This window comes from Colwellia polaris (assembly GCF_002104515.1).
Classification (GTDB): Bacteria; Pseudomonadota; Gammaproteobacteria; order Enterobacterales; family Alteromonadaceae; genus Cognaticolwellia; species Cognaticolwellia polaris.
Genome location: NZ_NBOE01000001.1, coordinates 823,900 through 844,600 on the forward strand (window position 1 = coordinate 823,900; position 20,701 = coordinate 844,600).

Genomic DNA, 20,701 nt, shown 5'->3' on the forward strand with positions numbered 1-20,701 from the left:
AGAAAGTATTCTTTTTTTAATACATTTACGTAAAACCACTACCTGCAATGTAGAAATAATGTGAAGTTGATGCAATAGCTGCAATTTAGTGGCTTAGCCGACAAAGATAGCCTTATTACTGCTTTAATAAAATGATGGTTTGTAACTTATTGTTAAATATAGGGTAAATTTATTTTGTGTTGTTTTTCAAATACCATTATTCATACTATTGTTTATTGTGATTTTTGCTATTTATTTTATGAATTATCTTGATTGAGTAATGTTAAAAGCTTTGATCGTATTGGTAATAAAAATTATCACATTGCTCATAAACACTTGGCTTAAGAAATGACTGCACTGAAAAGCTATTTACATTCATTTAGCTATAAAAGCGTAACTAAAAAATTAATAATAAATGGGCTAAATGTAGCGGTAATAACCGCTGAAACAATTAATGCTAATGAGCTATACGCAGCATGTTCATAACTAATATTACTCACCGTAGCTGTGCCGATAGCATGACTTGCTGCGCCAATGGCTAAACCTTGCGCTTTTGGTGAATTAACATTTATAAATTTTAACCAAGGAGGGCCAACTAAAGCACCAAAAAATCCGGCTAGGATAATGGCAAAAGCGGTTATAGCGGTATTGCCATCTAATTGTCCTGCAATGGCAATAGCAATGGGAGTAGTAACTGACTTTAAGGCCAAAGCAACCGCAATTGTGTAATCGCCAATTAATAGCATAGTAACTACAAAACTCGTAACAATGGCAATAAATGCGCCTATGCAAAGTACCAATAAAATACTCTTCCATTGCTTAGTAATTGTTGATAAGTGTTGATAAAGCGGAAACCCTAGCGCAACAACGGCAGGTTCAAGTAAGGCGTTTAAAAACCAAGAACTGGCAAAGTAGTGATCAAAGCTAATATTTTGCCACAGCAAAAATGACATAATAACTAAAATACTAACCAGCATTGGCTGTAGCCAAATGGCATTTAATTTGCGTTGAAAAACAGCGACAAATTGAAATAGGGCAATAGTCGCCACTACTGCGAAAATTGAAGATAATAAATGATGATTTAATAACTCAGCTAACATGTGAGCCCTCATCATCATTTTCATCTTGATCGTTGGCGTAACGTTGATAATGTAGGCCGACGATAGTCAGTAGAATAAAGGTGGTTATAAAAGTAATCATAACAATGGTGATGCCAAATTGCCTGATCAAGTCGAAATGATTCATAATGCCGACACCGGCAGGTACAAAGCATACGCCCATATGTTTTACGCCCCACACTACACTGTCTTTAATACGGTCGGCATCAAAAATGCGTACGTGCAATGTTAGTGTAAAGAGCATTAAACCATATAAGCTCCCCGGTAATAAAGGAGCATAAAAAGCACAGACTTTCCCCAAAGCAACACAACTTAATATGGCGAACATACTATATAAAACATTGAATACTTTGTGTTTAAACTTGTTCAAAATACCTCACAACCCGGGTGTACTTAACGTTTAGCTAACCTTCATTTGCCGCTTCAATGACTAACTGTCTAAACCAAATATGGCTAGCGTCATGATGTAAAAGTGGGCTCCAGATCATTTTAAGTTCTATGTCAGGAATATCAAATGGCGGTTTTAGTACGGTGTAATTAGCATCATTTTTATGAATCAAAGCTGCACGCGTAGGTAGTGTGGCGACTAACTCATCTTCAAGTGCTAATTGCATGGCAACATGGTAATTACGGGTAAATACTTTAATGTCACGCTGCTTGCCTAAACGCGCTAACGCTTCATCAACCCAACCCAATTTTTGTACATCTTTTGGATCCATACCAACACCAACACCAAAGCCTGTTTTAGAAACCCAAACATGTTTGGCATCAAGATAGGTATTGAGGTTGAACTTTGACACTACCGGGTTATCAGCACTTAATAAGCAAGAGAAAGAATCTCGCCAGATGGTTTTTTGATGGAACGATTGCGGTAATTCATCAAACCGGTTAATCGCCATGTCAATTTTACCCGCTTCAACGTCATGAAAATTAACGTCACTTGGCGTCATAATATCAATGGTCACATTTGGTGCTATTTGATTAATACGTTTTAATAATTTCGGCAATAAAGTTGAAGCGGCATAATCACTCGCCATTAAGCGAAAAACTCGTTGGCTATTTAGCTCGTTAAACTCTTCTTCACCTTGTAAGGCTTCTTCTAATTCTAATAAAATTTTACGAATAGCAGGTGCTAAGGCTCGTGCACGTTCGGTAGGCACCATGCCGTCAGATGTTCTGACTAGAATAGGATCATTAAATAGTGTGCGAAGGCGTTTTAGGCCATTACTCATGGCTGGTTGTGTAATATTTAACTGGCCCGCAGCGCGAGTAACATTTTTTTCTCTAAGTAATACATCAAGATAAATCAGCAAATTTAAATCAATTTTCGATATATTCATAAAATTAATCATCTAATACAAAAACATAACTAAGATATATGTCATGGCTAATGTTGATAATCAAGTAAATTTACATAAAAAATTAATTAAATATCATCTTTTTATTATAAAAAAAGTCATGGTGAATAACCTTAGTTATTGAATTTATTGCTCTATTTTATAGTTCAGTTTAGAGTTAATACACTATTATTTTCTTTGTGAATGGTAGGTATGTTAATTATATATTTTATTTATTTTGATGGGTTGGTTTAGTATTTATGTTGTTCGGTGTGACAGCTTACATGGCGAGTTACACTATAAAGTATTTACATACTGTCAGTTATAATTTTTGGAGAAAGTAATATGTCTAATTACCAAAGTGCAATAGAAGCAGTTAAAGAGATTAAAGAAAAAGCTGGCAGTTCTTGGGATGCCATCAATCCTGAATCAATAGCGCGTATGCGTGCTCAAAATAAATTTAAAACAGGTTTAGATATAGCACAATACACAGCAGATATTATGCGTCGTGATATGGCTGCGTATGACGCTGATAGTTCTAAATACACACAATCGTTAGGTTGCTGGCATGGTTTTATTGGCCAACAAAAAATGATTTCTATTAAGAAACATTTTGCAGGCCAAACTGACCGTCGTTACTTGTATCTTTCTGGTTGGATGGTTGCTGCATTGCGCAGTGAGTTTGGTCCTTTGCCTGACCAATCAATGCATGAGAAAACTTCAGTAGCTTCTTTAGTTGAAGAGTTATACACCTTTTTACGCCAAGCAGATGCCCGTGAATTGGGTGGTCTTTTCCGCGAATTAGATGCAGCAGCAGAAGGCGACAAAGCGGCAATTCAAGATAAAATTGATAACCATGTAACTCACGTTGTGCCAATTATTGCTGATATAGATGCTGGTTTTGGTAATGCTGAAGCCACTTACCTAATGGCTAAGCAAATGATTGAAGCAGGTGCTTGTGCACTACAAATTGAAAACCAAGTTGCTGATGAAAAACAATGTGGACATCAAGATGGTAAAGTAACGGTACCTCATGCAGATTTTCATTCTAAAATTCGTGCATTACGCCATGCTTTCCTAGAACTTGGTATCGACAACGGTATTATTGTTTCTCGTACCGACTCAGAAGGTGCTGGTTTAACAAAAGAAATCGCGGTTGTTAAAGAGCCAGGCGATCAAGGTGATATCTATAACTCTTTCTTAGACGTTGAAGAAATTGACGTAGCAGACATGGCTGAAGGCGATGTATGTTTTAACCGTAATGGTAAACTTGTTCGTCCTAAGCGCCTACCTTCTGGTTTATACCAATTCCGCCCAGGTACTGGTGAAGAGCGTTGTGTATTTGACAGCATTGAAGCCATAAAAGCGGGCGCAGATTTACTTTGGATTGAAACTGCAACACCAAACGTAGCTGATATTACCGCTATGATGAACGAAGTACGTAAAGAAATTCCAAATGCTAAGTTAGTTTATAACAACAGCCCATCGTTTAACTGGACGCTTAACTTCCGTCAACAAGCATACGACGCTATGGTTGAAGCTGGTAAAGATGTATCTGCTTATGTACGAGCTGACTTAATGAATGTTGATTATGACAATACAGAATTAGCAACATTAGCCGATGATAAAATCCGTAGCTTCCAATCAGACACAGCACGTGAAGCGGGTATTTTCCATCACTTAATTACCTTGCCAACGTACCATACAGCGGCGTTATCTACAGACAACCTTGCTAAAGAATACTTTGGTGATGCAGCTATGTTAGGCTATGTAGAAGGTGTACAACGTAAAGAAATTCGTCAAGGTATTGCCTGTGTTAAGCATCAAAACATGTCTGGTTCAGACATGGGTGATGATCACAAAGAATACTTTGCTGGTGAAAACGCACTTAAAGCAGGTGGCGCTAAAAACACCTCTAACCAGTTTTCATAAGTTACCAACATCATTAATGATGTCGAAAACAGACCCAACCAAAAAATATTGTGTTAAAGCAATAAGATCGAAAGTGGCGAGCTTTTAGCTCAAAACTCAAGAAAAGCGAAATCCGATGAACTTGTTCATCGGATTTTTTTTTATCTTAATAATCTCTCGACAGTTAATTTGTTTTTACTGGCGCTAAAAAACCGCTAAAACTCCGATAAATTTCGTAGTTTATATTTATTGGTTACATTACTTTACATTTTTATGAAGAGAACTCTGTGGTTTACCTGTTAAAAAGTCATTTGATTTGTTATAAAAATCTAATGACTTTGTTCATTTGTGTAATCAAGTTAAATAGGGTTTTAACAAAGTTATGTTAATAAAATGTTATAAAATACAAGTCATTATAAAAACATAGAAATATAAAAATATATAAAGGAAGATAAAATGAAAGTTTCAAATAGTCGTAAACATACACTTGCGCTCAGCATCGCTGCAGCTTTATTTGCCTCTCAAAGTCATGTTGTAATCGCCGCCGAAAAAGACAGTGTAGAACGAATAGAAATTACAGGTTCACACATTAAAAGAACTGACATGGAAGGGCCTTCGCCATTAACGTCTTTAAGTGCAGAAGATATTGCCAATAGCGGCGTTACTGACCTAATAGGACTTTTTACTAAGCTACCTATGGCCGGGCAAGGCACATTTTCAACACAAGGGAATAGCAGTGACAATACCAGTAATGGTGGCTCAAGTGTGTCGTTACGTGGTTTGGGCGCAGACTCAACATTAATACTTGTGAATGGTCGCCGTGTTTCGGTTTCTCCATTTGCTAATAATATCGACACGGCGTTTGTTGATATTAACAATATTCCATTAGCGGCAATTAAGCGTGTTGATATTTTAAAAGATGGCGCATCAGCTACCTATGGCTCAGATGCTGTTGCTGGTGTTATTAACATCGTGTTACGTGACGATGTTGAAGGAGCAGAACTTTCAGCAAAATTTGGTGATACTGCCGACGGTGGTGGTGAAGAAAAAAGCATTAGCCTTGTTTGGGGTAACTCAACCGAAAAAAGTAGCCATACTTTTGCACTAGATTACTTTGATCGTGAAGAAATTCTTTATGCTGATCGCGACTATTCAAAATCAGCGAACCAAAGTGCTTTAAGACCTAACGACCCATTTGCCACTGACTTTAGAAGTTCATCAGGATTCCCAGGTACTATTGCTTTAAAAGATGACTCTACTATTCGTATGCCAGATACGTTTGGTAATGATGTTTGTGCGCCTGAAGATATTATTGGCAACCTGTGTGGTTATGACTATGCACCTGTAATGACCTCAGTGCCTGCTACTGAGCGTGCTAGCTTTATTTACATGGGTAAATATGAAATAAACGACAACTTACGTGGTTTTGCTGAATTAAATGGCCAACACTCTAAAACCACCATTCGTGGTGCTGGTAGCCCAAGCTTTAATGAGTTATTTATGTCGGGCGATAATATAAATCACCCATTTGCCGACATGCCAGATCATGCTTTTTATCAGCAAGATTTAACCATGCGCCGACGTATGCTAGATATTGGCAACCGTGAAAAACGCGTAACGTCAGACTACTACCGTTCAATTATTGGCCTACAGGGTGAAATAAAAGATTGGAGTTGGGAAATTGCTTACAACTACATAAAAAGCGAATCAACTGAACGTGGTGTAAATGGTTTTCCTAACTCTCGCCGTACTCAAGAGGCTATTGATAGTGGTTTATGGAACCCGTTTGAACCATCAAGCAACACTCAAGAAGCATTAGACTTTATTGAAACCACAACAACACGTATTGGTAAATCAACCAGTAAGTCTTTCGACGGTAAAATCAGTGGTTCAGTCATGGAAATGGAACATGGTGAACTTGGTTTAGCTGTTGGTGTTGAATACCGAGAAGAAAGCATTAGTGATAACCCTGATGACCAATTCTTGCGTGGTGAAGTGTTTGGTACTGAAGCAACACAAGCAAATGGTAAACGTGACAACACTTCAATTTTTGCCGAATTAGCTATCCCAGTACTAGATACTTTAGAAGTACAGGTTGCTGTACGTCATGAAGATTACAGTGACTTTGGTACTACAACCGACCCTAAAGTTGCCTTTATTTGGCAGCCAACTGAATCATTATCATTACGTGGTTCATACGGAACGGCTTTTAGAGCGCCTTCATTGCATCAAATTGGTTTAGGTAATACTGACGAGTCGCCTACTTTAGTTGACTCAGTGCGTTGTGCAGCAGTCGGACTTGATTGTGACCCGAAAGAGTATACAGCCGTATTATCAGGCAACGATGATTTAGGACCTGAAGAGTCTAAAAGCTACAACTTAGGTTTAATTTATGAAGTTGCCGATAACCTAGATTTTTCAATCGACTATTATGATTATGATATTGAAAACGTAATCACTAAAGATACTCAGTTTAAGTTTAGTACTTTGGGTAATGATCCTACTGTTGTTGAGCGCTTACCTTCTACTATTGCTGGCGACCCAGGTGAAGTAGTTCGTATTTTTGATCAATATGAAAACATTGGTAACATCACTACTTCTGGTTTAGATATTGAAGCGAACTACGGCTTAGATACTGACATGGGCGAATTCAAATTTACCTACGTGGTAAATTATGTATTATCTTATGAAGACGCGCGTCCAAATGCCGATGGCTCTATGCGTATTGACACTCAAGAAGGTGACTTTGAGCAACCTGAAGTACGTTGGACATTCAACACCGCTTGGGTTCAAGGTGATTGGAACGCAAGTATGGCGATCAACTATATTGGCGCATTTAAACAAGATGCAGCCGTGGCTACTGAAGGAATGGGTGATGTTGACTCATGGACTACAGTTGATACTACAGTAAATTATATTGGTATTGAAAACACCACGTTAAGTCTTGGTGCGACAAACTTATTTAATGAAGAGCCGCCGTTTGCTTATCACGACTTTATGGGCTTTGTTAGTGGCACACACAATAGCCAAGGTCGTTTTGTATATGTTAAAGCAAGTTATAAGTTTTAAATAACCCTTAACAGTTCATAAATGCAAAAGCTCTTACCTAGGTGAGAGCTTTTTTTGTTATTTTATAAAAAGTTAAATCAAGTTAAATCAAGTTAAAGCAAGTTAAGCCAAGTCTAATTAAGCCATTAAAACCCAGTTAACTTTTAAAGATATTTTGTTGTACAAATACTTAAGCTAATTTATTTATAACAGTAATATCTTGGTGGTTATTCATTTGCCTGAAAGCTCTGGGGGTAATACCGTAACGGCGTTTAAAATGTCGATAAAAATGACTTAAATTACTAAACCCAGCAGAAAAAGCTATTTCTGTAATATCTGCATTCGAACTTGCAAGTAAATTAGCCACAGCATCGCAGCGAACTTTGAGTAGGTAATCAATAACACTATAGCCTGAATGCTGACGAAACTGACGAGCGAAATGGCTTCTCGACATATTAACCTGCTGAGCTACCATCGCTAATGTTATATCTAATGCATAGTTACTATTTATCCAATTTTGCGCTTTGCTGATCCGCAATGACGCTAACTCATTGGTATTCTCTTCATAACCCGCACCGCTTATATGCGTAAACAATAACTTTAAGAATAAAGCTTCTTTCAAGCTTGCGTGTAAAGGAGAAGCAGATTGCGGAATATTGACTAACTCTTTAGCTGCAGCCAACAAGGTGTTTGTGTTGTTATTCACACTTTTACTCGTGTTATTAATTAAAAACTTACCTGTTGATATGGTATTTAAGAACAACCGATTAGTTGGAGTTGATAAGCTGTCAAAAGTGGGTAGATCTATGCAGGCGAATAATAATGTTGTTTCAGCAGATTTAACAACGTGGATTGCATGGGAGTATTGTGCAGGAATAAAAACAGAATGACCCGGCGACAAGTTATAATATTCATCATTAAGTTGAATATTAACACTGCCTGTTAAGCAAATTATCATCTCATGAACATTATGGCTGTGTTGTTCAATGTTTTTCCTGAATAAAACGCTAGAGCTCCAGAGCATTTAAATAGTCCGATAGTACAAGTATTAGGTTCAATCCTATGCGACAGTAATAAATAAAGATACTAAAATAATGTCAAAATAGCACTATTGCACTTTATTTTATATTTAGCTGCTCGCTTAGTTAAGCTAACTCGCTGATTTTGGCTATATGGTCGCGAAAATTAAGTTATATATTTTACTAGATTGGAGAAACTATGATTGTTGTACATCATTTAAATAATTCAAGATCACAACGTGTGCTTTGGGCTTTAGAAGAGTTAGGCGTGCCATATGAAGTTAAGCATTATCAACGTGATTTAAAAACGAACTTAGCCCCTAAGAGTTTGAAAAAAGTGCACCCGCTTGGCAAGTCTCCGGTGATCACCGACGGTGATATAACGATTGCTGAGTCAGGTGCAATTGTTGAATACCTTGCGCAAACATACGGCGAAAATAAAATTTTACCTCAAGCGCATACCGAAGCGCATCGCCAGTACTTATATTGGATGCACTTTGCTGAAGGTACATTAATGCAGCAATTATTGTTAAAACTTATTTTAGAAAAAACAGTGCAACGTTCATTGCCTATTCTTGTTAAACCCATTGCCAAAGGCATAATGAAGAAAGTAATGGCGGGTTATGTTGGGCCAAATATTGCCGCTAACTTAACATTAATTGAAAACCACCTAAAAAATAACCAATGGTTTGCTGGTGAAGCGCTTTCAGGTGCCGATATTCAAATGAGCTTTCCATTAGAAGCGTGGGCCGCTAATAGAGGCGCTGATCAAAATTACCCAACAATTGTTGCATACGTAAAACGTTTTCAGGCGCGTGAAGCATATAAAAAAGCCTTAAAAACCGGTGGCAGCTATGATTTTGCTTAGTGCTAAAAAGTAAAAAGTAAAAAGTAAAAAGTAAAAAGTAATAGGTAAAAGATAAAGGTAAGTGGTTGGCCGATCGTTAATACACGATATAACTATTAATTATCACTTACCTTTTAATAACTTATCACTAATAAAACGTTAAGTAGCTAATTGTATTTGGCACTAAAACGTTTGGTGTAATTACAGTCTATGTTCATGCTAAAGCTAAGCAAAAATCATCTAACCTGCTAAGCTATTATATTAATGGAAAAAACAATTTTTTATTGTTTAACAATATTCACTTATTTGATAAAACCCACTACAACAAGCAGCGATAATGTCTTTACTTTGAGTAAATAAGCACAAAGTCGAAACAAAAAACTCTCCAACTTACTCCGTTGTTAGCTAATAAAATTAGTTTATAACGTTAGATAATAAATGAGTATTTTTTACAATCAGTTCTAAGAGATGAAATTATGATTAAATTCAAATTAAATGGCAAAGAAGTTTCCACCACTGCAGATGCAAACACACCTTTACTCTGGATTATTCGCGATGAATTAGGCTTTAAAGGCACCAAGTTTGGCTGCGGCATTGGCATGTGCGGTGCTTGTACTTTGCATCTAGATGGTGCCGCTATTAGATCCTGCTCTTTTCCATTACTCGGGGCTGAAAATAAAAACATCACCACGATTGAAGGCCTAGAAAATAATCATCCATTACAAAAAACATGGATTGAAGAGCAAGTACCACAATGCGGTTACTGTCAATCAGGCCAAATTATGCAAGCGGCAACTTTATTAGCAAGCAATCCTTCACCGAGTGACCAAGAAATTGTTGACCACATGAGTGGAAATTTATGTCGTTGCATGGCGTATGTGCGAATTAAAAGTGCCATTAAAAATGCCGCTGATTCTATGTCAGCTGAGGTTCAAACTTTTGATCCACGTGCAACAACGCAACAATCATAAAGGTGAGTAATAATGAAAACGATTAAAGATGAAAAAAACAACATTAGCTTATCTCGCCGTCGATTCTTAGTAGGTTCGGTTAGTGGTTCACTATTAATGGCTTTTGCACCATTACTGGGTGCCACAGGTTTAAGCCAAAGTGCACAACAAACGCTAAAAGATAAACTATTTTCTCCAACCGTTTGGTTTGAAATAAACCCGATGGGCGAAATTAACATCAACATAGCTAGGGCAGAAATGGGGCAACATATTGGTACCGCGCTAGCCAGAGTTGTTGCTGATGAGTTAGGCGCTGACTGGTCAAAGGTATCGATAACTCATGTAGATACTGATCCTAAGTGGGGCTACATGGTAACCGGCGGCTCTTGGTCTGTATTTCAGTCATTTAAACCATTATCTCAAGCTGGCGCTGCTGGACGTATCGCATTAATTGAAGCGGCAGCAAAGATATTAAATTGCTCAGTTGATGAGTGTCGCGTTGAAAATGGCGCTGTAATTGGTAAAGATAGCGCTATAAGTTTTGGCGATATTGTTGCAAAAGGTACGTTTAATCGTACATTTACACCAGAAGAAATTGGCAACTTACCTTTAAAGCCAGCCAGTCAAAGAACCTTAGTTGGCAAGTCTAGCTCAGCGCTAGATATTCCTGCTAAAACTAACGGTAGCGCAGTTTATGGTATTGACGTGGAATTAGAGGGTATGGTTTATGCTCGCCCCATTATTCCACCAACACGATATGGCAGTAAAATTAAAGCTGTTGATGATAGTGCTGCGAAAAAAATCAAAGGTTATATCGGCTACCATAAATTACAAGATCCTAGTGAGAAACTTCAAGGATGGATAGCGGTTGAGGCAGACACTTATTACGGCGCAATTAAAGCAGCCGATGCTATAAAAGTGAGTTATCAAGCAGGTGAAAGAGCAAAAGTCAGCGAAGCCGATATTCTTAAAGAAGGCGAGCGCTTAGTCGCCGACAAGAATGAAGGCGGCTTATTTATTGATGATGGAGACTTTACCACTGCTAGCGAAAAAGCGGCAAAGACTATAGATGCAATATATCGTACTCATACCGTTTTGCATTTTGCCTTAGAGCCGGTAAATGCAACGGTTGAAGAAAAAAATGGCCAATGGCACATTTATACAGGTAATCAATGGCAATCTTTAACACTGCCAGCGATAGCTAAAGCACTGCAGGTAACAGACGAAAATGTTGTTATGCATCAACAATATTTAGGCGGTGGTTTTGGCAGGCGCTTATTTGGTGATTATGCAATACCTGCAGTATTAACCTCAAAAGCGATAGGTAAACCAGTAAAAATGGTATTTACCCGTGAAGATGACTCACGCTTTGATCAACCAAGATCTCCATCTGTTGTATCATTTAAAGCATCGTTTGATAAAACAAATAAATTTACGGGGATGGAGCATGCCCTTGCGGCGGGCTGGCCAACATTAACAATGGCCCCTGGCTTTATGCCTGAAAGCCTGGATAAAAAAATCAAAATAGACATGTTTTCAACCAGTGGTGCAGATCATTGGTACAGCATGGACAACCATCGTGTTCGAGCGATCAATAATAAACTAGCACAAGAAACTATTCTGCCAGGTTGGTTAAGATCAGTAGGGCAGGGTTGGATTGTTTGGGGGCTAGAATCATTTATAGATGAAATTGCTCACCAAGCAAAAGCTGATCCCATTGATTTTCGTTTATCTATGCTAGACGGTTTAGGTAAACAAGCTGGCAAGGCACCTGAAAGTGTTGGTGGCGCAAAACGTTTAGCCAACGTATTAACCCTGCTGAAGAAAAAAGTAAGCACAGTTAAATTAGCAAAAAATGAAGCTATAGGTGTTGCAGTAAGCGCCGGACAAGAAAAAACCATGCCAGCTTGGATGGCCTGTGCGGCACATGTGCATGTTGAGCCCGACTCTAAAAAAATAACCGTTAAAAAACTTACTATGACGGTTGATGCAGGGGTAATCGTTCATCCTGACGGTGCCTTAGCGCAAGTACAAGGTTCAATGTTATGGGGCACAAGCATGGCACTGCACGAGCAAAGCCCAATAGAAAACGGCCAAGTAAGTAAAGTTAACCTAAATACCTACTCACCGTTACGCATGAATGATGTACCAGAATTAGATATTGAATTTGTCGACAGCAAAGAGTTTCCTGTTGGATTAGGCGAGCCAGGAGTAGTATCAATAGCACCAGCTATTGCCAATGCTATTTTCCAAATAACCGGCGTTAGAGTAAGAGATTTACCTATAACATCTGAAGCAATTAAAAATGCCTAAGATATATAGCTAACGCTATGCTTACATAGATTTTTATATTAATTGAATTAACAAAGATTAACCAAGGTAAAACCCTTAATTTCGGTCATTCGAAATTAAGGGTTTTTTATTTAATGCAGCATTTTTTATTTATAGGGAGATATTTTATGAGAGATAAAAAACTAAGATACTGTAAAAATATGGTTAATTCTGCTGGTACCATAAATTTTTTGATTGTAGAGAATAGAGAATAGTGAAAAAATTAAGTTTAGGCAGATTTGTAGCTTAGGCATAAAAAAAGACGCTCAAATGCGTCTTTATTGTTGAAATGGTGGCCCCTCCCTGACTTGAACAGGGGACCTGCCGATTATGAGTCGGATGCTCTAACCAACTGAGCTAAGGGGCCATCTTTCTACTTTTGCTTTGAAAACACGAAAGGTTGTTCAAAGCGGCGAGAAGTATAAGCATTTTTTATTTTGTTGTCACCATTATAAAGTTAAAAAAACAGATAAATGAGTTCGTTAGTTCAATAGTTGAGCGATTTGTTGTTGCAATGTTCACCCAACTTAACTATTTCGTTATTTTATTTGTTTTCTGGTGAGTAAAATAACTATAAATAAGATGAAGTATCCTATTGAACCGCCACCTGAAGATTTACTCTCAACGGGTGGTGTAGGTGAAGGTGTTGCTATAGGGGCAACGACTACAGTAAAAGTGACATTTTGTGTGCTAGACAGGCCTTTTGAGTCTGTGGCTGTAAATGAAAGTGTTATTTCTCCTGCGCTAGCTGGTGCTATAAAGCTTGTTGTTAAAGACGTTGTAGTGGTTAGGGAAATATTGGCTCCTGCCGTTTGTTGCCATAAGTAAGTCATAGCGTCATTTTCAGTATCGGTAGCGGTTGCTGCTATGCTAATAGTTGCGCCAGAATTAATTTCGCTATCTTCGGGCACTGTTACAGTAGGGGCTGAATTGCTGTCGTCATCTGAAATGGTTACGGTATATTTTGTAATAGCACCTAAGTTGCTCTCGGCGACAGGTGACAAATCAATAACAAAAGTTTCGTTAGCTTCGTCATCGGTATCGTCAATAATGCTAATTTGAATACTTTTTTCTGCAGAGTCACCGTCTGCCCAGTTAATAATGCCTGAAGCTGACTCTACATCTTCACCAATTGTTGCTGTGCCTGCGCTCAGTAAATAAGAAACAGATACAGCGCCAGTTGAACTGCCTTGACGCGCTACCGTGACGGAAAACTCACCTTGATTCTCTGCTACGGTAGTACTTGCAGATGTAAACGCTATAGCGCCACTATCGTTACGTCCGTCGATATTAACCGTTAAATAACTATGTTGATTGAGTGTTGCGCTATTACTTGGTTGGCTTAAGCGCACAAAAAACTTTTCTTTCAACTCATTACCCGTTGCATCATTTGCAATATCAACTTCGATCGTTTTATCGGCGATATCGTTAGCAGCCCAAGTTAAAGTGCCAGCAAGAGGCGTGTAATCGCTGTTTGCCTTTGCGCTTCCGGGTAGTAGTTGATAATTAACACTTACCGTTTGATCTGGGCTAGCTGCATTGCTGCGTTGCACGTTAATAGCTAGGGTTTCACCTTGGGCAGTATCGATAGCGTTGTTAGCAAACCCAAGGCTGCCTTGGGTCGATAATTGTGTGCGATCTTTTAGAATATACAAGCCACTGCCAATATCGCTAACTAAAATATTACCTGAAGGTAAGAAAGGATACGCACCCCAAGCACCGTTAAAGCCGGCATTGTTTGATGGCGTGTAAGTATCGAAAAAACCAACTGTTTCAGGATTCGCTGGGTCGGTAATGTCTAATACCGTTAAGCCACGTTCATAGTTTGACATGTAATAGCGATTGCCTCGAACAAAACCGTTGTGATCAATCGCGCGTGTTGGCCCTGTCCATTGTCCTACTTGGGTAGGGTTATTAAGGTCAGCAATGGAAAATATTCTCACTGTTGAGTTTAAGCCGCCATCTTTCTCGTCGAATTCATCGTGTAAAAAGATATGTTGTTTGTCTTCTGTGCCCCAGCCTGAATGTACATATTGGTCACGCTTTGCCACATCGTTGTATTCGCCAGTGCCGAGTAAACGAGTGGCTGAAGCGTCAGTAATATCCCAAAGTTTTACTTCTTTTTCATTGAAATCAATAAATACGGTGCAGCTCTCGTTGCTTGTATTACATTGGCTACTTTTTCTGTTGTCGGTAATATTGATTGAAGCACCGTCATGAGTGTAGCCTGATCCAAAGTAGTTATTGGGTAATGTGGTAAGTGTTGCTGGCGTTTTTAATGAGTAGCTGTGAAATGCGCCACCAAATTTATTGCTTCCTATGAGTTGCAAGGTGGGTGTTAAGCCCGGTAGTGCAATGTTAAGTGTATGATCAACATTGGTAATATAAACATTATGTGCTTTGGTTACTACAGTGTTTTTTTCCACTAAGCTAACTGAGTTAGGTAATTGGTTTAGGTTGATGATAGTGACGTAGTCTGTGGTACCGTCAACGGTTGCATAAGCATAAGCTTGCCAAGCATTAATGGCACTATCAAAGTATTGATAGACCTTAATGTCTCGCCACGTTGAGTTAAGACCACTAATGGTGCCAACTTCTTTTGGGTTTTCAGGGGTTGTTACATTGATCACCGCAATGCCGTTACGTAAACCAATGAGTGCATATTCGTCACCGGTATTTAAATCTACATGGCCCCAAATATCATTAGCGCTGTTTGGTCGGCTTGAAAATTCACTTAGCGGCATATGAGCAAGTAAATCAATGTTATTACAGTCAAAACTTCCTGCTTTACCGTCTACACAGGCTAGATCAACTTGCTTTTCACTTAAGGTAGTATAACTTTCTAGCTTACGTTGTAATGCCTTGCCTTCAGGGCTGTTTTTGCTAAATAACGACTTACCATCGGCCAAAACTATAAAACCTTGCTCGCGTAGCTGCTCAGCCATATCTAACGGAATATTTTTCAATTCTGTAGGGTTTGTATCTGGGCTTTGGCTTTGAAAGTGATCGAAGCGATTGTAACCACCAAAAATTGGCACTAATGCACTTTTTAAATAGAATAACTCTTCACTTGAACTAACGGTATATTCCCCGGCAGATACTAATATTTTATCGCCTTTATTCGCTTGCTGAACAGCATAGGCAATACTTTTACAAGGCCTAAGTACTTGATCACATTTTCCAGTATCTTTACCTATTTGAGCGACAAAGCGGGCTTTGTCATGCTCAGAGTGAGCCATAGCTAGATCACTGTAAAACAAGGCTGCGCTAACGACAAATATCAATGTTATGCGAAACATCCGATAGTCCTTATGTTAATAAAATGTTATAAATGTAACTTACTGTAACGCATTTACATTATTTTTTAAATCATACTAACTAATAGTAGTCGTTGTTTTTACTATTATGATAATTATAGTCTGATAGCCGTAATAAATATTAAGTGAGCATTATGTTAATAAAAAGCCGGTTTGCTTTTTTACTTGTATCAATAATATCGTTAAGTATTTCGGGTTGCTTTTTTAGTGAAACACGCTCAAATGCTCAGCAATTCGATGTAAAGTTGATGTGGAAAAATTCAGCACTAGACTGCCAAACTACTTTTAACACAGGTGAGGAAAATAAAACCTGGTTTATAGAGCAGCTTCAGTTTTTTCTGAGCGATATTGAAGTTGGCTCTAGTACTTCGGGCTGGAAAAAATTAAATTTGGCTAACACGCCTTTTCAAGCAAGTAATACCGCTTTATTAGGCACAAATTGTAAAGATAATAATGTGTTGTTAGACGTTAACAATACCGCAGAAAGTAAAATAAAAAGCAAAGCTAATTGGGCGATTGAGCTTGCAACAGACAGCAATCATATTTTGGATGAATACAGCCAAATACGTTTTACGCTTGGCGTACCCTTTGAGATAAACCACCTTAATCCAATCAGTCAACCAAGCCCATTAAATTTACCTTCAATGTTTTGGATTTGGCAAACAGGCCATAAATTCATGCGTTTAGAGCTTGCTACAAACCAACAACAATGGCTATTTCATTTAGGATCTACAGGTTGTAAATCAGCAAGTGCAATGCGCTCACCTCAATATAATTGCCTGTACCCAAACCGGTTTAATTTTCAACTTCCGTTGGTTAAAAATAATCAAGGCCAGCTTATATTAAACGTCGACTTAGCTGCTTTGTTAAAGGGTGTTGAATTGTCTGCTTCGTCGAGTTGTCAGTCAGAACAAAATAATAAGAGCTGCCAACAACTATTTGATAATTTATTGTTAAATAATAAAATTAAAAGTACTGAAACTGGTGTTTTTAATGCCGTGAATATCAATCATAAAAGTAAGGGAAGTACGGTTGAATAAGCTTTTAACAATAACCATCTTTTTAGTTCTGAGTAGTTTACTTTTTTCGTGTGATAACGCTAAATCGATAAAAAGTAGTTATAAGTGGCCTATTATTGAGGGTTTTCCAAAGCCACAAGTACCTGACAGTAACCCAATGACTGTTGAAAAAGTAGCATTGGGAAAAATTCTTTTTTTTGATAAAAATTTATCAGCAAACAAGCAGCAATCGTGTGAAAGCTGTCACCAACAAAAGTATGCATTTGCCGAGCCGATGGCTATTTCTATTGGTTCAACTGGTGAAGTACATCGAAGAAATGCGCCTGCATTGGTTAATATTGCTTACAATAAAACCTTAACATGGGCGCACGATGGCATCACTTCATTGGAACGACAAATTTTACTACCAATGTTTGATGAGTCTCCAATTGAATTGGGTATAACTGGCCACGAAGATGAAGTCATTGAGCGGTTTAAAAGCGAAGCATATCAACAGGCTTTTAATGCAGCCTTTCCAAAAGAGCCGATAAGTTTTGAGTTAATAGTACAAGCTTTAGCGAGTTACGTACGTAGCTTAATCTCATTAAATTCTCCTTTCGATAAATATGCCTATTTAGGTGATGATAACGCAATTTCAGCAGCGGCTATTCGTGGTATGAACTTGTTTTTCTCTGAGCGCTTGGAATGTCATCACTGTCATGGAGGCTTTAACTTTACACAATCAACTACTCACGAACAGCAACTTATCGATCGTCGGCCGTTTCATAATACCGGCTTGTATAATGTGGAAGTAAAACCAAAACAATATGGTTATCCCGTTACAGATATTGGCCTTGCAGAAGTTTCTACCTTAGCAAAAGATAATGGTCGTTTTCGTGCGCCAACGCTGCGAAATATTAGTCATTCAGCACCTTATATGCATGATGGCAGTGTTGCGACACTTGCTGAAGTTATTGATATTTATGCCGCAGGTGGGCGAAATATTGAAAGTGGTCCACTAAAAGGCGATGGACGCACTAACTCAATGAAAAGCCAGTTTATCAAAGGCTTTGTACTTACCGCGGAAGAAAAAAAGGACTTATTAGCCTTTCTTGAGTCGTTGACTGACATGAATTTTTTAACCTCACCAAAACATAGTAAAGTGGAAACACAATAAGTCAGACTATTTGATTTGAGATGAATGCTAATTATGCTTCTATTTAGCCAGTCGTCTGACACTTTAGTTATTCAGAATAAGTATTATGATGTAAGCCTTTCGTTTCAACCTCTTTGGTAAACATCTGAATATCTTTCATTGCTTTAGTGACTTGTTTTTATTTTCTCGCTTGAAGAGCAAATTTTTCACCATTATGCCTTGTACTGTTAAATATCTATAAATTAGGTAAAAATATTCCTTCTGTTTTTGGTAATAGGAATTATTTTTCTCATGCTTAAAATAATATCATTTAGATTCAATTAGTTAATTTAGGCATGACTTGTGCAATATATATTGTGATGGGGAAAGTAAAACGAAAACAAATAATATAATTCTTACAACATTCATCACCCAATTAAATTAAAAGCACAATATAAGGGAATAATATGAATACTAAATTTAACTGCATTTTCAGTGCATTGATAATAGCTGCTACAACAGCCGCACCTGCATCGGCAGAAATTGCTACTGAAGGTGAATGGGGAAAAGTGCAATTCTACGGCAGCTTAAGAGCACTTGTTACTAAAGAAAAAGAACAAGAAAGCGATGTTGCCGATGGTATTTCACGTATAGGTATTAAAGGCTATGTTAATCTTTCTGATGAATGGAAGGGTACTTACCAACTTGAGGGGAGAATTGTTTTAGATGATGGTGTTATTAATAGTGATGCCAGCGATTATCATAAGCGTATTACTTTTGTTGGTTTGAAAAATAAAGAGGTTGGTGAAATTAGGTTAGGTAAACAATATTCACCACACTACTTATGGACTGTGTTGCCTATTGATATTACTTTTCATAATCCTAGACACTACAATATTAGATGGAATGCTAGCGAAAACTCGTCAATTCGCGAAGCCAACTCAGTGGCTTACTTTTCACCATCGTATAACGGGTTAAGTTTTGGTGTGCTTGCAGAGATAGATGGAAATGATACTCAAAGCTCTGGTGTAGATAGTTACAACATCGCAGCTAAGTATAAAACCGGTGCATGGCAACTGGGCGTATCTTATTTTGATCGTAGTGATGATCTGCGTATTAACGATGCCATCAAACCAGATGCCGACACTCTTGCGGCAGCACTTCAATATAAAGCTGATAACCATAAGGTTGTTTTACGTTATCAAAATGAAGATGTATCAGATGGTACAGAATTTAATACTATCGGGTTTTATTATTCATACACTCTTGAGTCTGGTATAACGCCACAATTTAGAATTTACAATTTAGATAATGGCATTATTAAAGGCAATCAAATAGCGATTGGTGCTACAAAGAAGTTTAACAAATATGGCGAGGTTTTTATTGAATACACCGATTACGATGATGAAGCTGCTCAGCTAAAAAATCGCGATGACGACATAACTGTCGGTGTGAAAATATCTTTCTAAGACCTTATCTAATTACTTATTTTAAGTGCAAATATAAGCACATAAGCTTTAATATTTTGGAGAATGACATGAATAAAATTAAACTAGCAGTCACTTGTATATCATTAATAATGTTACCTTTATTAGGACAAGCCGCTGAGAATAAAACACCCAGATCTTACATTTTGTCAACCGCGTCAACCGGCGGAACTTTCTATCCAGTAGGTGTTGCAGTAGCGACTTTAGCAAAAATAAAACTAGCCCCTCAAGAAAAACTATCTCTATCTGCTATTACCTCTGCAGGCTCTGGCGATAACTTAAATTTAATGCGTAAAAACGAAGCACAATTTGGCATATTACAAGGTTTATATGGTGCGTGGGCGTGGAATGGTATTGGCCCCTTTGAAAAACAAGGCGCAAATAAGGAATTCCGTTCGGTGAGCATGTTATGGAAAAATGTTGAGCACTTCACGGTTAAAAAAGATGCCGTTAAGGGCAACAACCTAACTGATATGAATGCACTTTATAATGAGTCGTTTTCGATTGGTAAAAGAAACTCAGGAACCGAAGGTTCAGGCAAGTATATTCTTAGCGCTGTAGGCATTAATACGGATAAACTAAACAATGTTCATATGGGATACGGAGCTAGTGCTGGCGCCATGCAAGATGGTCGTATCAAAGGCATGAACACTCCTGCTGGTGTTCCTGTTAGTGCGGTTACACGTGCTTTTTCTAGTGAAGGTGATAATTTGAAAGTTTTGAATATTTCAGATGAATCATTGACAAAAATTAATAAAGATTTCCCGTTATGGGTTCGTCAAATAATTCCAGCAGAAACTTACCCTAATCAAAAAGAACCAATTAATACGATTGCTCAACCTAACTTTTTAGCCGTAAAAGCTGATTTGCCCGAGCAAGATGTTTACTTAGTCACCAAAGCTATTTATGAAAACTTACCTTTCTTACACAGTATACATTCGGCAACAAAAGTAATGAGTATTGAGAGTGCAATTAGCGGTTTAACCGTACCACTTCATCCTGGAGCAGTTCGTTATTATCGTGAAGTAGGTGTTGAAATTCCGGCACATTTAATCATTGAATAGATAATTTATACCCATTCTTCATTAGGGGTTTAGTGTTTTGTAGAATGGGTTTTAAGTGATGTAAAAATGCAATGAACACTTCGTCGAAAACGCCAGTAACCTAAATTATCTCATTCAATATAGCGATAATTATCTTAAAAAAACATCAATTAAAAATATC

14 protein-coding genes and 1 tRNA gene are annotated in these 20,701 nt (G+C 37.9%); 9 read left to right on the forward strand and 6 right to left on the reverse strand.

Translation table 11 applies throughout. The annotated features are described in order from the left end of the window. Positions 1 to 362: 362 nt before the first annotated feature. The 3 genes from B6A32_RS03740 to B6A32_RS03750 are packed head-to-tail and all read right to left on the reverse strand — an operon-like array spanning position 363 to position 2,437. Entirely contained in the window at positions 363 to 1,079 is a 717-nt protein-coding gene (locus tag B6A32_RS03740; RefSeq protein WP_085301356.1) for an LrgB family protein, read from the reverse strand. Next, on the reverse strand, positions 1,069 to 1,467 hold the full coding sequence (locus B6A32_RS03745) for a CidA/LrgA family protein (protein WP_233131310.1): 399 nt from the start codon (positions 1,465 to 1,467) through the stop codon (positions 1,069 to 1,071). Before B6A32_RS03745 ends, B6A32_RS03740 begins: the two co-directional genes overlap by 11 nt. A 34-nt stretch (positions 1,468 to 1,501) precedes the next feature. Then, positions 1,502 to 2,437 (reverse strand): LysR family transcriptional regulator, encoded by a 936-nt coding sequence (locus tag B6A32_RS03750; RefSeq protein WP_085301550.1) that lies wholly within the window; start codon positions 2,435 to 2,437, stop codon positions 1,502 to 1,504. Between the two features lie 342 nt (positions 2,438 to 2,779). Here B6A32_RS03750 and B6A32_RS03755 point away from each other — a divergent pair, with 342 nt between their 5' ends. Next, on the forward strand, positions 2,780 to 4,366 hold the full coding sequence (locus tag B6A32_RS03755) for an isocitrate lyase (protein ID WP_085301358.1): 1,587 nt from the start codon (positions 2,780 to 2,782) through the stop codon (positions 4,364 to 4,366). Between the two features lie 435 nt (positions 4,367 to 4,801). Continuing rightward, the gene (locus B6A32_RS03760; protein ID WP_085301359.1) at positions 4,802 to 7,414 is read left to right on the forward strand and encodes a TonB-dependent receptor plug domain-containing protein; all 2,613 of its coding nucleotides are present in this window, start codon (positions 4,802 to 4,804) and stop codon (positions 7,412 to 7,414) included. A gap of 169 nt (positions 7,415 to 7,583) precedes the next feature. Here the strand turns inward: B6A32_RS03760 and B6A32_RS03765 are convergent, their stop codons facing one another. Beyond that, positions 7,584 to 8,417 carry an AraC family transcriptional regulator gene (locus B6A32_RS03765; protein WP_085301360.1) on the reverse strand — a complete coding sequence of 278 codons (834 nt, stop codon included), beginning with the start codon at positions 8,415 to 8,417 and terminating at the stop codon, positions 7,584 to 7,586. Between the two features lie 194 nt (positions 8,418 to 8,611). On the opposite strand from B6A32_RS03765, the gene B6A32_RS03770 reads away from it, so the two are divergent. The 3 genes from B6A32_RS03770 (at position 8,612) to B6A32_RS03780 (ending at position 12,522) form a co-directional block, all read left to right on the forward strand. After that, positions 8,612 to 9,280, forward strand: a complete 669-nt coding sequence (locus B6A32_RS03770; RefSeq protein ID WP_085301361.1) for a glutathione S-transferase family protein — start codon at positions 8,612 to 8,614, stop codon at positions 9,278 to 9,280. A gap of 455 nt (positions 9,281 to 9,735) precedes the next feature. Then, on the forward strand, positions 9,736 to 10,230 hold the full coding sequence (locus B6A32_RS03775) for a (2Fe-2S)-binding protein (RefSeq protein ID WP_085301362.1): 495 nt from the start codon (positions 9,736 to 9,738) through the stop codon (positions 10,228 to 10,230). A 12-nt stretch (positions 10,231 to 10,242) separates the two neighbouring features. After that, positions 10,243 to 12,522, forward strand: coding sequence for a xanthine dehydrogenase family protein molybdopterin-binding subunit (locus tag B6A32_RS03780; protein WP_085301363.1), 2,280 nt, complete (start codon positions 10,243 to 10,245; stop codon positions 12,520 to 12,522). Between the two features lie 308 nt (positions 12,523 to 12,830). On the opposite strand, the gene B6A32_RS03785 is transcribed toward B6A32_RS03780, so the two are convergent. Beyond that, positions 12,831 to 12,907 (reverse strand) — tRNA-Ile (locus B6A32_RS03785). Between the two features lie 172 nt (positions 12,908 to 13,079). Then, positions 13,080 to 15,839: a choice-of-anchor B family protein gene (locus tag B6A32_RS03790; RefSeq protein WP_085301364.1), complete on the reverse strand. Its 2,760-nt coding sequence runs from the start codon at positions 15,837 to 15,839 to the stop codon at positions 13,080 to 13,082. 152 nt (positions 15,840 to 15,991) lie between these two features. Between B6A32_RS03790 and B6A32_RS03795 the strand changes: the two genes are divergently transcribed. From B6A32_RS03795 to B6A32_RS03810, 4 genes are all read left to right on the forward strand, one after another. After that, complete coding sequence (locus B6A32_RS03795) at positions 15,992 to 16,897, forward strand: MbnP family copper-binding protein (RefSeq protein ID WP_085301365.1); 906 nt, start codon at positions 15,992 to 15,994, stop codon at positions 16,895 to 16,897. Beyond that, entirely contained in the window at positions 16,890 to 18,032 is a 1,143-nt protein-coding gene (locus tag B6A32_RS03800) for an MbnH family di-heme enzyme (RefSeq protein WP_085301366.1), read from the forward strand. The genes B6A32_RS03795 and B6A32_RS03800 overlap by 8 nt, the downstream gene beginning before the upstream one ends. 425 nt (positions 18,033 to 18,457) lie before the next feature. Next, positions 18,458 to 19,459 (forward strand): porin, encoded by a 1,002-nt coding sequence (locus tag B6A32_RS03805; protein WP_085301367.1) that lies wholly within the window; start codon positions 18,458 to 18,460, stop codon positions 19,457 to 19,459. Positions 19,460 to 19,527: 68 nt separating this feature from the next. After that, complete coding sequence (locus tag B6A32_RS03810) at positions 19,528 to 20,541, forward strand: TAXI family TRAP transporter solute-binding subunit (RefSeq protein WP_085301368.1); 1,014 nt, start codon at positions 19,528 to 19,530, stop codon at positions 20,539 to 20,541. Positions 20,542 to 20,701: the final 160 nt, after the last annotated feature.